Origin of the sequence: Flavobacterium anhuiense, assembly GCF_050990855.1 — a bacterium.
In the GTDB taxonomy this organism is placed as follows: domain Bacteria; phylum Bacteroidota; class Bacteroidia; order Flavobacteriales; family Flavobacteriaceae; genus Flavobacterium; species Flavobacterium anhuiense_C.
The window spans coordinates 5034662-5050251 of sequence record NZ_CP158861.1 but is presented as its reverse complement, the minus strand read 5'-3'; the positions used below and the strand labels follow the sequence as shown (position 1 = coordinate 5050251).

Here is a 15590-nt window from a genome sequence, read left to right as displayed (position 1 = left end):
GACTGGAGAAGAAAGAAAAAAGATGCAAGAAGCAAAATTAAAGAATTTAGAATTTGCCCTTTAGGCTTCGAGATTGGAATTTGGGATTTAGTTTTTGGAATTTGCTTTTTAGGCTTCGAGATTGGAATTTAGAATTTAATATTTGGAATTTGCCTTTAGGCTTTAGGCTTTGAGATTGGAATTTGGAATTTAATTTTTGGAATTTATATATTATGATAGCAAAGAAAGACCGTTTTTTATATCGCTTTTGGACTCAGGAAAAGGGGCTTAGCGGCATGTTGATATTGTTGTGTATTATGCATTTTATTGCTATTCCATTTTTTGGCAGTTATGCTCGTTTTATGGTTGCAGTAAATATATTTTGGATGCTGTTTCTCTTTGCCGGAATTGTGGCATTATCCAAACACAAGAAACAGGCTTTTCTTATTTCAATTATTCCATTTTTATTTATTCTCACCCAATGGATTAATTATTTTAATCATAACATTTTTATCCTTTTTGCCGATTTGATTCTCTCGATTGCGATTATGCTTCTTTTGATCACTTTAGTTTTAGTAAAAGTATTAGAACCAGGTCCAGTGACAACTTATCGCATTATCGGGTCGATTGTGGTGTATATGCTTTTAGTTCACTTTTGGGCGACGCTTTATTTATTTCTCTACGAACATATTGAAGGTTCTTTTCAGATTGCCGAGTCTAAATTTTCAAGCAATAGTGATCAGGCTAGTTTTATTTATTTCAGCTATATCACTATGACTTCAACAGGTTATGGCGAAATATTGCCCCTTCACCCGTTGGCTCGTTCTTTAGTTCAAATTGAAGTGCTTACCGGCGTTTTGTATCCCGTCGTCTTAATTGGTAGACTGGTTTCGGATGCGAATTTTGGGGCTGGTAAGAAGTAAGAAGTGAGAAGTGAGAAGTGAGAAGTGAGAAGCAAGATGAAAGATGAAAGATGAAAGAATCAAGAAGCAAGAAGGAAGATGAAAAAAGCAAGAAGCAAGAAGCAAGATGAAAGAATCAAGAAGCAAGAAGGAAGATGAAAGATGAAAGAATCAAGAATCAAGATGCAAGAGGAAAGATACTAGATGTAAAGTAACGTTTGATAATTAACAATTTACCATTTATAATTCACAATTAAAAAAATCACCATTCACAATTAAAAAACCATAACCATGAAAACAACAACTACTTCTAATAAGAGAAAAGAACTCTTTGAAACTATTTTGCAGTTATTTTTCATTTTCCTAATTGTGGGATTTTGCCTTAAATTACTGTTGCCTTTTTTTATGCCTATTCTTTGGGCTATCATATTGTCGGTGGTATTTTATCCTTTGTTCAATTCACTACAGAAAATATTGAAAGGTCGAAAAGGATTGGCTTCGGTTATTATTACGATTCTGATTATTGCTATAATGCTGGTTCCTTTAATCTACTTCTTGAAAGCGGCAACGGGTAATTTCTTAGAATTAAAAAATAGTTTTGAAGCAGGAACTTTAAAGATTAGTCCGCCTGGTCCTTCGATAAAAGAATGGCCTGTAATTGGTAAACCGCTTTATGAGTTTTTGCTTGCAATGTCAACAGATTTAGAACAAGGTGTTGTGAAATACCAAGATCAAATACGAGAATTTACGTCTAAAATTATGGCGAGTATTTTGAGCTCTGGGGCTGCCTTTCTGCAGTTTATTTTGTCTATAATCATTGCTGGAATTTTATTAGTATCGCCAAGTGCAAAAGCTCTCTTTATGAAATTCCTTAAAAAAATTGCAGGAAACGATGCTGAAGAAATTTTAACGATTTCGGTTTCTACAATTTATCAGGTAGTAAAAGGGATTTTGGGAGTTGCAGTTATTCAGACTATTATTCAGGCTATTGGATTGTTTTGGGCTGATATTCCGTATGCAGGAATCTTGACTTTGATTTGCCTTATATTTTCGATTTTACAGATTGGACCAATTATAATTAATATCGGTGTTATCATTTATCTTTTTTCAACAGGAGATTCTGGTTTTGCCATTTTTTGGACCATATTTTTTATCATCAGCGGATTGTCAGATAATGTTTTAAAACCACTTTTATTAGGAAAAGGTGCGCTTGTGCCAATGCTTGTCATTTTTCTAGGAGTAATTGGTGGTTTTATTATGTCTGGTTTTATCGGATTATTTGTTGGACCAATTGTCTTTTCTATAGGCTATAAACTATTTATCGCTTGGCTGGATGATAATGCAGAACCAATTGAAGAACCTGTAGAAGATATTGAGATTAGTTAATTATGAATTATGAGTTCCTTAGTCCAAAGTCCTTAGTACTAAGTACTAAGGACTTTGGACTCTGTACTTTTGAACTCTTTTAACAATTCACAATTTATAATTCACAATTAAAAGAAGTATTTTTGCAGGATTATAATTCCTCAAAAATGAAACGTTCAGGCACGGCAGATCTTCCTTTACATTATGGACAAGTTCCAATGTGGCTTGCTGAACGAATGTCAAAGCTTGGTTTAGCTATTGTGGAAACCATTGCGATGGAATTTTCTACTGCTGAAGTGATAAGTAAATTAAGCAATCCGTTTTGGTTTCAGAGTTTTGGAGCTGTTATGGGAATGGATTGGCATTCTTCTGGAATTACGACTTCGGTGCTTGGAGCATTGAAGAAATCAGTTAATCCGCATTCTAAAGAATTGGGGATTTATATCTGCGGAGGCAAAGGAAAGTATTCTATGGCAACGCCGCAGGAACTTTTATTTGTTGGCGAAAAAACAGGCCTTGACGGAATTAATCTTGCCAGCTGTAGCCGACTTACCGCAAAAGTTGACAACACCGCCATTCAGGACGGATTTCAATTGTATCAGCATAATTTTATTGTTGATAATAAAGGACAATGGGCTGTGATTCAGCAAGGAATGAATCCGGATTCTCGAACTGCGAGAAGATACCATTGGCATTCGCAAGATTTAAAGTCTTTTATAAACGAACCGCATACTTTTATTTACGGCGAAAATCAAGGTTCTATCTTAAACCTTACGGCCAATGGTGCTACAAAATCCCGAGAAGGAATTTTAGAATTGGTAAAAGAATCGCCCGTTAAAATCATAAAAGAAATGCAGCATCTTTCTATGCCTGCGCATCACGACGTGAGAATGGAAGATGTAAATATGAAAAGACTGGGCGCCATGCTTTGGGCGACTCACGAAAATAAACCAGAAGATTTTGAAGAATTATTGCTTCTAAAAGGAATGGGACCAAGGGCTTTGCAATCATTAGCCTTGGTAAGCGAAATAATTTATGGAACTCCAACACGATTTGAAGATCCTGCTCGTTTCTCTTTCGCTCATGGAGGAAAAGACGGACACCCATTTCCTGTTCCTGTAAAAATTTACGATGAAACTATAGATACGCTTCAAAGGGCTATTAATCGTGCAAAAATTGGCAACAGCGATAAATTGAGCGCCATTCAAAAATTATCTGAAATTTCGCGGAAAGCAGAAGAAAGCTTTACTCCAAATACCAATTTTGATGCCTTGGTTCAGAGAGAAAGAGAACAATCTCATTTATACGGTGGAAGAACCGTTTTTGGAGAGGCAAAACCTCCTAAAAAGAAGCCTATAAACCCAAACAATCAGCTGGAATTATTCTAAAAAAAATATAAATTTTTATCAGCCTTTAGTTATCAAAAAATTAATAAATGTCACAAAACGAAAAATCAATTTATACCTTACAATTCATTTTACTTTGCTTGAGTTCTTTACTGTTTTCATCAAGTTTTAATATGATGATTCCCGAACTTCCAAATTATTTAAGCAGTTTAGGAGGAGCAGAATACAAAGGACTTATCATTTCTTTATTTACCCTTACGGCAGCAATTTCCAGACCTTTTAGCGGTAAGCTTACCGACAAATGGGGGCGAGTTCCTGTTATGGCAATCGGATCTTCGGTTTGTGTCGTATGCGGATTTTTGTATCCTATTTTGAGTTCAGTTTCAGGGTTTTTATTGTTGCGTTTGGTTCATGGTTTTTCAACAGGATTTAAACCTACATCAACATCGGCTTATGTGGCCGATATTATTCCGCAGCACAGATGGGGAGAAGCACTTGGAATGCATGGATTGTGTTTTAGCATTGGTGGTGCACTTGGACCAGCATTAGGAAGTATGATTGTGAATTTGTACGGAATAAATGTAATGTTTTACAGCTCGTCGTTTCTAGCATTTTTCTCGATTATTATTGTTCTGAATATGAAAGAAACTCTTGCTGCAAAAGAAAAACTGAACCGTTCGATGTTTAGTATTGGACGAAAAGATATTGTAGACAAAAATGTATTTCCAGCAGGAATTATTACGTTCCTTTCATATACCGCGTTCGGACTTATTTTGACTTTAATTCCAGATTGGAGCGAGCATGTGGGAGCAACCAATAAAGGAATATTTTTTACCGTTTTTACGGTAGCTTCGGTTATGGTTCGTTTTGCTGCAGGAAAAGTTTCAGATCGACACGGGCGACCAAAAGTGATATTGGCTGGATTAATTATTACGGCTTCAGCGCTTTTTGTAATTAGTGAAGGAAGAGATATTCAAATGTTGTTAGTCGGGGCAGCAGTTTACGGAGTTGGTACAGGGATTTTATCTCCAGCAATTAGTGCTTGGACTATCGATTTGAGTAATCCTGATCATAGAGGAAAAGCGGTTGCTACGATGTATATTTCGATGGAACTCGGAATTGGATGTGGAGCTCTTTTAGGAGGAAGTTATTACAGTGACCAAATTATGCGCATTCCTCAGATTATGAAATTTGATATTATAATTCTCGTTTTAGGAATTGCCTATCTTTTGTATTGGGCAAAAAAATCAAGGAAAAATCGAAGAAGTCTTTCTTAAGAATTAGCAATTTAAAATACATCAGAAGCCTGTAAATTTATTTTTACAGGCTTTTTGTTTTTAGAATCAAATCCAACTTTTAGAAATCAAAATAGCCTTTTTGTGACTAGAGTACTGTTACTCAATATTATTAAGATAAATCATATTGAATTTTATGTAAAAATGTTTACGAAATCCTTTGCGCTTTTATAAACTTAATAATCCTTTGGCTTTTAACATTAAAATTGTTTAATATTGCGTTTTTCATCTACACCTTTTATCAATTAATGTCTGTTTATAGCAAATATGCTGATCATATCTTATTAAATCTCCTTAAGGAAGATGATCAATTGGCTTATACAGAAATTTTTGAAAGATATTCCAGACTTTTAGTGAATCATGCTTACAAAATGACTGGAAATCATGACGAAGCCAATGATGTTGTTCAAGAAGTATTCTTATTTATCTGGAACAAACGTCAGGAACTAGAAATCACGGGATCGCTATCTTCTTATTTATACAGAGCAACCAAAAACAGAATCTTAAATCATATCGCTCACGAAAAAGTAGTTTCGCGTTATGCCGACTCAATTTCAAACTTTATTGAAAATGATTATGTTTTTGCAGATTCTAAACTTCGAGAAAAAGAATTAGAAAATCTTATTGAAAATGAAATTGCTTTGCTTCCTGAAAAAATGCGTGAAGTTTTTCTTTTAAGAAAAGTAGAAGAACTTTCGTATGACGAAATCGCACTTCAATTAAATATAACAGACAAAACAGCCAAACAGCAAGTTTATAATTCGCTAAAAATTCTTCGCGGAAAGCTAAAATCGGCGTTGAATGTTTTTATCTGGTAAATTTTTGTTGTTCTTTTTGTTAAATTTTAAAATAAAATGAACACATAAAACCCTCATTAATAAAGAGAAACTAACGTTTCGCGAAATTTATTAATGATAAATTAATATTTTTTTGATTTTTATCTATGACAAAACCCCTTTCTAACTGTCTTATATTAAAACAAGACAAAATTTCGTGTTGTAATTATGAATGAAACTGAATTTCTAGAACTGCTTAAAAGACATCAAAATGGCACTTTATCTACAGAAGATAAAGACAAACTCGATGCTTGGTATTTGCATAAAGCGGCAAATAGCAATAAAAAGCTTAGTGAATACGAACTAGAAGATAGTTACGAACATCTGAAATCGAGACTTCCTTTAGCACAAGATAGTAAAGTGATCAATCTTTGGCCGCGTATTGCAGCCGCTGCCTCTATTGCTTTATTATTTGGAGCTGGACTTTTTTATTTTACAAAATCAGAATTGGTAGTAAAACCAGAAAATATTCAGGTTGTTGAAAAACCAAAAGAAATTGCGCCTGGCGGAAACAGAGGAATCTTGACGCTTTCAAACGGAAAACAGATTATACTTTCAGATATTTCTTCAAAAAATATTATTGCTAAAGAAGATCAGGATGAGGTAACCATTAAAATGGATGCCAACGGAGTAATTACTTATGTAATAAATCCAAATGCTGATACTGCAAAAGAAGATGCCAATTCATTCAATACACTTTCAACTCCAACAGGCGGACAATATAATATTGTTTTAGCTGATGGTACAAAAGTATTCTTGAACGCAGTGTCTTCGATAAAATATCCAACTCAATTTAGCGGAGATCAAAGAATCGTTGAATTGGAAGGAGAAGCGTATTTTGAAGTGGCTAAAAATAAAAACAAACCTTTCTTAGTAAAATCGGATAATCAAACAATTGAAGTTTTAGGAACACATTTTAATGTTCATGCTTATAAAAATGAATCTGCTGTAAAAACGACTTTATTGGAAGGAAGTGTTGCGGTTTCTTCTAAAAATCAAAAAGCTATTTTAAAGCCAGGTCAGCAGTCGAGAGTATCTGAAAGTTCTACTAAAATTGGAGTTAAAGAAGTTGATACCGAAGCGGCAATCGCTTGGAAAAACGGCCGATTTAAATTTGATAATGCCGATTTGAAATCGGTAATGAAACAGTTGGAACGATGGTACGGAATTAAAGTAGAATACCGCGGCGATGTTTCAGACGTGAGATTTAACGGAGGTACATTTAGAAATAAAAATTTGTCTGAAGTATTAAAAGTGCTTGAGCTTAGTAATATAAAATTTAAGGTTGAAGGAAAAACGATTATTGTTTACCCGTAAGCTTTTTATTTAACCGATTATATTGAGTTTATAAACTAAAAAACCAGAAGCAGTTGCGATGCGTCTGGTTTGTTTAAAAGTTTATAGCCAATATAAGTTGTCCACTATTGTTTAACTATAACCAATGTAAATGTATGAAATTAAATTTACAACCAAAAAAACCTTACAAAAAACTTAAAAAAAAGATTCCTAGAGTTCATTTTTCGGCTCATCTGTTGGTGTTAAGTGTATTTATGCTATTGTGCAGTTTTACTGGTCAGGCACAAAATATTACTGTAAATTTTAAAGATGCACCTCTTGAAAAAGTTCTGAAAGAAGTGGCAAAACAAGCCAATTACGAAGTGCTTTATACACAGAAACTGCTTAAGGATTCTAAACCAGTTACAATTTCTGTTAAGAATGCGACTTTAAATGAAACTTTAAGTCAAGTATTTAAAAACCAGAGTGTAAAATATACGCTTTCTAACCAAACGATTGTTGTAACGGCTCCAAAAGAAAAAAACGAGAGCTTGGGAAACGGATTAATCGATATCAAAGGAAAGGTAGTAAACAATAAAAATGAATCGTTTCCAGGTGTAACGGTTACTATCTCAGGAACTAATAGAGCGACTGTAACTGACTTTGATGGAGGTTTTTCTTTTGATAAAATTTCGCCAAACGCTGTTTTGGAATTGTCTGGTCTAACTATCGAAAGCAAGTCTATTGGTGTGGCAGGACGAACAGACTTTACGCTTATTGCTGAAGATAAAGTGGCTGCAATGAAAGAAGTTGTGGTGACAGGTTATCAGACTATTGCAAGAAGTAATTTTACAGGAGCAATTTCTAAGGTTGATGAAAAAGTATTAAACGAAAATATCAATTCTAATTTATCTGGCGCAATTGAAGGACGTGTTGCGGGTTTGATGTTTCAGAAAAATCCAAATGGACTTGGATCTGATACGCCTATTTTGAGAGGTATTGGAACTTTTTCCGGTGAGGTTGGATACAGTCCGTTAATTGTAATTGATGGCCTTCCAAGCGAATTGACTTTGGATGAAATTAATCCGTATGATATTGAAAGTGTTGACGTTCTTAAAGATGCTGCAGCAGCTTCTATATACGGTTCTAGAGCTGCAAATGGTATTATTGTTTTAACTACCAAAAAAGGAAATGGTAAACTTAAAGTAACCATAAACACCGATTTCTTTATCTCAGAAAAACCAAATTTGAGAGATATGAACTATGCTTCAACAAGCGAAATTATCGACTTTGAGCAGGCAGTTTATAACAGAGAAAGAGCACGATTTGCAGATACTGCGACGATGTTTAGCAGTTATGGAGATATTGGAAATAGCAGTACGAAATATTACAGTCCGCTTTACCAATTAAACAGAAATTTGGAAGAAGGAAAAATTGATAATGCTACTTACGACACCACTCTTGCACAGTGGAGAAAGAACGATTACTATAGAGATTATCGCGATAATGTTTGGCAAAACGAATTCAGACAACGTTATAATGTTGCTTTTTCAGGGAGTACAACCAAGCAGAACACCTATGTTTCGTTGAATTATGATGAATCGCAAGCTCGTGTAAAATTCAATAAAGGACGCGCGTTTAACCTTTACGCAAAAAGTAGTTTTCAGGTAAATAACTGGTTAAACGCTACATTTGGTGTAAATGGAACGTATAGTAATGATGAAGCGGCCGATTATGAACTTAGCAATTACGATATTCAAAAACGTTACGAGCGTATTACAGACGATAACGGAAATTTAGTGCAATCTTCATTTGCATCAATTAGAGACGGCTTTACTTCTAGCGGAGCTCTAAATCCAGCGATGGTGGAGAAAATGCAAGCTTTAACGGGGTTTAAATCGACGAATTTTAATGTTTTAGATGCGCTTAACGAAGGTATTGAAGAACGTAATTCTTTAAGCTTAAGAACTTTTGCCAACATAAAAGCGAAATTATATAAAGGGTTAAGTTTTAATACGCAATTTCAATACGAAGTAAGAAAAAATGATAACGAACAGTATTACGACGTTAATTCGTATAGAATGCGTTATGCAATTAATGCCTTAACAGGATACAATCCCACTACAAATGCTTACACTTATGTAGATGGCTTTTCTACAGGTGGACGATACAAACAATCGAGTTCTCAGGCGAGCAATTATTCTTTTAGAAATCAATTAGATTTTAATCAAGAATTTGAAGATGGCAAACACTCTGTTAATGCTTTGGTAGGTACAGAAATGCGTGAAACGTATGTTCCGAGATCTATTGAGCAGTTACGATATGGTTATGATCCTGTTACGCTTACTTCTGCAGTATTAAACAATCTTGCATTAAGCCAAACGGGAGTTGCTAGTTATCTTTTCGGAAACAATAGAACGCTTGCAGCTTTAGGAAGAACACAGCAAGAAATTTTACACCGTTATTTTTCTGTTTTCAGTACAGCGAGTTATACTTATTTATCTAAATATAATATTACAGGAAGTTACCGTGTAGATAAAGCCGATTTATTTGGTGTTGATCCGAAATATAAAAACCGTCCATTATGGTCAGCAGGTTTAGGATGGAACATTAGTAATGAAGAATTTATGAAACCAGTGAAATGGGTAAGTATGCTTAAATTGAGATCGACTTACGGTATCAACGGAAACGTAGATCAAAGCACAACACCTTATATTACAGCAACTCGAAGAAATGATAACTTGTACCAGTCTTTACAATATACTAATATCACTTCGCAGCCCAATCCGATGTTAAGATGGGAAAAAACGCAAAGTCTTAATTTTGGTGTGGACTATAGTTTATTCAGAGCCAAATTAAATGGTTCTATCGACGTTTACCGCAAGTACAGCAGTGATTTATTAGCGACTACAGATCTTGATCCTACGGTAGGTGCTACATCAAGAAGAATTAATGCTGGAGCTTTATTAAATAAAGGTATCGAGTTTACGGTAGGTTCTGAGTGGTATAATAATGGTAGTCTTCGTATCAACTCTAATTTCGTTTTTGCCTTTAATAAAACAACAGTGCAAAAAGTAACTAGAGCCGAATCTTCAGCTTATTCCTATGTTTCTTCTCCAACTAGTTTCTTTGTAAAAGGTGATTATTTCAACAGTATGTATGCGTACAAATATGGCGGAATGGTAAATGGTTATCCGTATGTTTTGGATGAAAATGGAAATCCGTCAATTACTTTTGATGCCAATGGAAATCCAATTTCAACAAGTATCAAATCAATTACAAATCCAGAGGCTTTAGAAAATGTGGGGTCATTAATGCCGACTTACACTGGTTCATTATCACAACGTTTTTCTTACAAACAATTTGATTTAAACTTCTTGTTTATTTTCTCAGGAGGAAATGTAATGCGAAAAGAAACTATTGATTTGGGTTCTGATAACGTAAATCTTTCTGGAATTGCAGATCGTTATACGGATGACAATAGAAACGGTAATACGCGTTTATATGTAGATTATGACGAAAGTGTTAGAAACTATGCTTCAACTATCAGTAGTCAATGGCGATATTCAACAGCAAATGTTGTAGATGGCGATTATATCAAATTAAGAAATGTTTCTTTGGGTTATAATATGCCAAAGGCTTTTGCAAATAAAATTAAGATGACAGCGGCAAAGTTTACTTTCCAAATGAATAATATTTGGTATTGGAGCGCAGCTGGAAATCGTATTGATCCAGAAGTTTACAGTTTAAATTCTGGTGTACGCAGCTTGCCATTGCCAAAAACGTACTTGTTTGGTCTTAATCTTACACTTTAAAAAAAATGAAACAGATATATATAACAATGCTGTCTGTGATGATGCTAACCGTTTCATCATGCGACGATTATACAGAAATAACACCCAAAGGAGCTTTGGTAATTGAAACTCCAGAACAATTTCTTGATTTAGTATCGCTGCCAAATAGAGGTTATCCAATCAATAACTTTCAATATTTGTCAGACGACCAATGGATGCGTGAAGCCAATGTGATCGGAAGAACGCCAAACATCGATATTCTTAATTTTACTTTTGATGAAAGCGTAGATAGAGTTTCGTTGTTGACAGGCTCAAGTTTTTATAATCAAGCGTATACCTATATCAATAGATGGAATACGATTATTTCTTTGGTTGATAATAGTAAAGGAGATGAAAGTATAAAAAGATTAGCCAAAGCAGAAGCTAAAATTTATAGAGCTTACGATCACTTTTTATTGGTAAATACTTACGCAAAAGGTTACGATCCGAATACTGCTGCAACTGATGGCGGAATCTGCATCATGGATAAATTTGATCTGGAAGCTCAGCCTTCAAAATCTACTGTGGCACAGGTTTACGATTTTATTCAGAAAGATATAGAAGATGCGTTACCGTATCTTCAAGAAAAACCAAAAGATGTTTATCATCCATCCTTAGCATTTGCCTATGCTTTTAAAGCTAAAGTGCATTTGTTTAAACGTGAAATTGCTAAAGCTCAAGAAGCAGCAGAAAAATCATTGAGTTATAACAATCAAATATTTGATTTAGTCGCTTATAACAAACAAGGTGGTCCAACTGCGGTTGCGGTTCCAGCGGCTAGCAACGTAGAAGTGTTGAGTTATATGTACATGACTGGTTACAACGAAATGAACTTTGCTCAAAGCTACATCATCAGCCCTGAACTAAGAACTTTATTCGGAACTAACGATGGGCGTTTCAATTTGTTTTTCAACTCAACAAGCACAACCAATCTAGATCAAGGTTCAGGCACTGCTTATTGGGGAACGCAATACACGAGATTTTTCTATCCAACTGTAGGTATGAAAACGACTGAAGTGTATTTGATTTTGGCAGAGTGTTACGCGAGAGATAACAAATTTGCCGAAGCGGTTGCCGTTTTAAATACATTGAGAGCAAAACGTATTCTTTCTGGTACGGTTGATTTGGCAGTTCCAGCGACACGAAAAGAAACAATGGAATTGGTAATTAATGAAAGAAGAAAAGAATTGCTTTTAGGATTTAACCGTTTCTTCGATCTTAAACGATTAAATACCGAAACAGAATATGCAAAAACAATTACGAGAGTATTTCCAATTGTAAACAAAACAGTTCCTCAAAAAACATATACGTTACAGCCAAATTCTCGATTGTATATTATTCCGTTTCCTTTATCGGTTTTACAGAAAAACCCGAAATTGACATTAAACACAGACGAAAAAGTCCCATTTTAATTTAGATGAAAAAGTTAATTATATTTCTAATCATGCTGTCTTTTGGGCAGCATGGTTTTGCTCAGACACCTGAAAAAAAAGGCGATAGTACCAGCACGCAGCCAAAAGGCATGCAGGCTTATAATAAAGTGATCACTGATAAAGCGAAGAACAAATCAGGTCTTTTTACGGTTAGCCAAGTTGATGCCAAATATTACTTTCAAATTCCTGATAGCTTATTTAACCGATATATGCTGGTGGTAACACGATATCTTTCGACACCTGAGGGCTTTGGAACTTTTGGTGGAGAAAAAGCCAATGAACAAACTATCTATTTTGAAAAAGGTTCAAATAATACTGTTTATTTAAGATCGTTGCAATACAGACAAGATGTTCGCTCTGCCGATTCGATGCTGGCAAAAGCATTAGAGGGAAGCAACGAAAATCCGATTGTGGCTGCTTTTCCGATCAAAACAACCAATCCAGATACGAAAGATGTGGTTATCGAAGTGACAGACGTTTTCAAGAAAGACAACGCCATGTTTTCTATTGGAAGTCAGGACAAAACAGAGAAAAAATTAACTTCTCTGGCTGATGACAAATCTTTTGTTGAAAGTATTGATGCCTATCCGATTAATATCGAAACCAAAACAACAAAAACGTATACAAGTTCTACAGCAAGCAGCGGAAGTATCACATTACGATTAAATACTTCGATTGTATTGCTTCCGAAAACGCCAATGCGCAAACGTTTCTTTGATGAAAGAGTAGGTTATTTTGCCAACAAATATGTTTTATTTGATGATGACGAACAGCGTGCTCAAAAGAAATTTATTGTGCAGCGTTACCGCTTAGAGCCAAAGGACAAGGATATTAAAAAATATTTGAGAGGCGAATTGGTTGAACCAAAAAAGCAGATTGTGTATTATATCGATCCTGCAACGCCAAAAAAATGGAGACCGTATTTGATTGCTGGAATCAACGATTGGCAGAAAGCTTTTGAAGCAGCAGGTTTTAAAAATGCGATTGTTGGTAAAGAATGGCCAGAAGACGATAAAACAATGAGTTTGGAAGATGCTAGATATTCTGTAGTTCGATATTTAGCTTCTGAAACGCCAAACGCATACGGACCAAGAATTAGCGATCCAAGAAGCGGTGAGATTATGGAAAGCCACGTGGGCTGGTATCATAATGTGATGAAATTGGTGCAAAGATGGTACATGATTCAAGCTGGACCTTTAGATCCAAGAGCTAGAAAAATGCATTTGGACGATGAATTGATGGGACAATTAATTCGTTTTGTTTCTTCTCACGAAATCGGACACACGATTGGTTTACGTCATAACATGGGAGCGAGCAGTGCAACTCCGGTAGAAAAGCTTCGCGATAAAAAATGGGTAGAAGCAAACGGACATACGGTTTCTATTATGGATTATGCTCGTTTTAATTACGTAGCACAGCCAGAAGATAATATTAGTCCAAAAGGTCTTTATCCGCGTATTGGAAGTTATGATAAATGGGCTGTTCAATGGGGTTACAAATATTATTCAGACACAAAAGATGAGTTTGAAGAAGAAAAATTATTAGCCAAATTAACGACTGATAGTTTAACGGCAAATCCAAAATTATGGTTTGGAGGAGAAGGTAAAGACGAAGATCCGAGAAGCCAGTCTGAAGATCTTGGAGACGATTCAGTACTTGCCAGCGATTACGGAATTAAAAACCTAAAACGCGTTGTGCCCCATCTTATCGAATGGACGTATCAGCCAAACGATCCGTATGATAATTTAGCAGATATGCATAAAGCTGTAGTAAGACAATATAGTTTGTATTTATATCATGTTCTAAAAAATATTGGAAACAATTACGTTACAAAACGAACTGTTGATGAAAAAGGAGTAGTTTATAAACCAGTTCCTAAAGCAAAAGTAAAAGCAGCAATAGATTATTTAGGAAGACAATTATTCGTTTCTCCACTTTGGATGTATCCACAGGAAATTGATGATTTGATTGCTTTAAAAAGAGAAGACCAAATTTCAGATCAGCAGAATCAAGTTTTAAATATGTTGTTGAGTTCTGGTATGCTTTATAATATTAATCTTAAATCAATGCAATCGGAAGGAGCATACACAGTTCCAGAATTTTTAAACGATGTGCAGCAAACGGTTTGGGTGAAATTTAGCGGAGACGAAAAGCAAGATTTTTACAGAAGAAGTTTTCAGCGTGGCTACATCGAGAAAATGGGAATGCTTTTATTGCCAAAAGAACTAGAGCCAGGAAAAGCTTCAAATACGGCACAACGCAGCGATGTGAAATTGTACGCAAGACAGCATCTTTTAAAATTAAAAACAGATATTGAAAAATTAAAAGCTTCAGCAACAGGAATCAATAAAGATCACTACGAAAGCATTTTGATTGACATCGATAAAATCATTACAAAATTAGATAAACCTACATCATGAGAAATTTATTAGTTATAGCATTTGTTTTCTTTAGCTTTTTAGCACAAGCACAATTAACTTCAAAAGAAGAAGTGGCTCCTGAGTTAGTTGCAAAACGTGAAGCAGAGAAAAAAGAAATTACAAAAAGTTATTTGGCTTTAAAAAATAGCTTTTTAACATCTGACAGTTTAGCGGTTGTTAAAAATGCGGAAGCTTTGAAAGGTTCTTTAAAAAACTTCAAGTTTAAAAAATTAAGCTTAGAAAATATGAATGCAGCGACCACTTCGAGAAGAGAATTAATCGAATTGGCAACAGCATTAACAGCTACAAAAAACATCAACAAACAGCGCAAGATTTTTGAAACCCTTTCTGTAAAATACTGGGATCAGGCTTCAAAATTCAAACCTGCAGATGAAACTTTATATTTACAAGTTTGCCCAATGACAGGTGCAGTTTGGACAAGTGATAGCAAGGAAATCAAAAATCCATACTATCCTAAAAATATGCTGACTTGCGGTGAAGTAAAAGCAAGTTTATAGTTTTTTTAATTTTGAATTAGTTTGATAAATGCGGTATTCTTTGTAGGGAAGCCGTATTTGTCGTTTATGAAATACACCGTTTTGTGACCGAATTTTTGATTTGAAATAAAGAGCCTTGGAAGTCATAATTTCCAAGGCTTTTTTATTGAAAGCGATTTGTAAAACATTTAATTAGAATGTTATAAAATTTTCCTGCAAGCGTTTTTTTGTTTCTTTCTTTAGCGTTAACAAAATTTCTTTTTTGGATTACCTATTTTTGTAATATGGTTAAAATTTTGAACCATTAATTTCAAGAAGATTCATTTTGTGCTTGAATCTCTTCCCAAAAATAATTTATAAACACCACTTTTTTAAGCCAAAATGAGCAAAGGAATATTTCCTTTATTTT

At 34.7% G+C, this 15590-nt stretch carries 10 protein-coding genes; all 10 read left to right on the top strand.

Going from position 1 to position 15590, the window contains the following annotated elements; all coding sequences use genetic code 11:
• Positions 1 to 212: 212 nt before the first annotated feature.
• Positions 213 to 902 carry an ion channel gene (locus ABTV69_RS21780; RefSeq protein WP_433832600.1) on the top strand — a complete coding sequence of 230 codons (690 nt, stop codon included), beginning with the start codon at positions 213 to 215 and terminating at the stop codon, positions 900 to 902.
• A gap of 270 nt (positions 903 to 1172) precedes the next feature.
• The gene (locus ABTV69_RS21775) at positions 1173 to 2267 is read left to right on the top strand and encodes an AI-2E family transporter (RefSeq protein ID WP_433832598.1); all 1095 of its coding nucleotides are present in this window, start codon (positions 1173 to 1175) and stop codon (positions 2265 to 2267) included.
• Positions 2268 to 2413: 146 nt separating this feature from the next.
• Positions 2414 to 3634: a DUF763 domain-containing protein gene (locus ABTV69_RS21770; RefSeq protein WP_433832596.1), complete on the top strand. Its 1221-nt coding sequence runs from the start codon at positions 2414 to 2416 to the stop codon at positions 3632 to 3634.
• Positions 3635 to 3681: 47 nt separating this feature from the next.
• The gene (locus ABTV69_RS21765; RefSeq protein WP_433832594.1) at positions 3682 to 4869 is read left to right on the top strand and encodes an MFS transporter; all 1188 of its coding nucleotides are present in this window, start codon (positions 3682 to 3684) and stop codon (positions 4867 to 4869) included.
• A gap of 266 nt (positions 4870 to 5135) precedes the next feature.
• Positions 5136 to 5705, top strand: a complete 570-nt coding sequence (locus ABTV69_RS21760; RefSeq protein ID WP_433832592.1) for an RNA polymerase sigma factor — start codon at positions 5136 to 5138, stop codon at positions 5703 to 5705.
• A gap of 186 nt (positions 5706 to 5891) precedes the next feature.
• Positions 5892 to 7040: a FecR family protein gene (locus tag ABTV69_RS21755; RefSeq protein ID WP_433832590.1), complete on the top strand. Its 1149-nt coding sequence runs from the start codon at positions 5892 to 5894 to the stop codon at positions 7038 to 7040.
• Positions 7041 to 7174: 134 nt separating this feature from the next.
• Positions 7175 to 10813, top strand: a complete 3639-nt coding sequence (locus tag ABTV69_RS21750) for a SusC/RagA family TonB-linked outer membrane protein (RefSeq protein WP_433832588.1) — start codon at positions 7175 to 7177, stop codon at positions 10811 to 10813.
• A 5-nt stretch (positions 10814 to 10818) separates the two neighbouring features.
• Positions 10819 to 12243 carry a RagB/SusD family nutrient uptake outer membrane protein gene (locus tag ABTV69_RS21745; RefSeq protein WP_433832586.1) on the top strand — a complete coding sequence of 475 codons (1425 nt, stop codon included), beginning with the start codon at positions 10819 to 10821 and terminating at the stop codon, positions 12241 to 12243.
• Between the two features lie 5 nt (positions 12244 to 12248).
• The gene (locus ABTV69_RS21740) at positions 12249 to 14684 is read left to right on the top strand and encodes a zinc-dependent metalloprotease (RefSeq protein ID WP_433832584.1); all 2436 of its coding nucleotides are present in this window, start codon (positions 12249 to 12251) and stop codon (positions 14682 to 14684) included.
• The gene (locus ABTV69_RS21735; RefSeq protein ID WP_433832582.1) at positions 14681 to 15202 is read left to right on the top strand and encodes a DUF3347 domain-containing protein; all 522 of its coding nucleotides are present in this window, start codon (positions 14681 to 14683) and stop codon (positions 15200 to 15202) included. Before ABTV69_RS21740 ends, ABTV69_RS21735 begins: the two co-directional genes overlap by 4 nt.
• Positions 15203 to 15590: the final 388 nt, after the last annotated feature.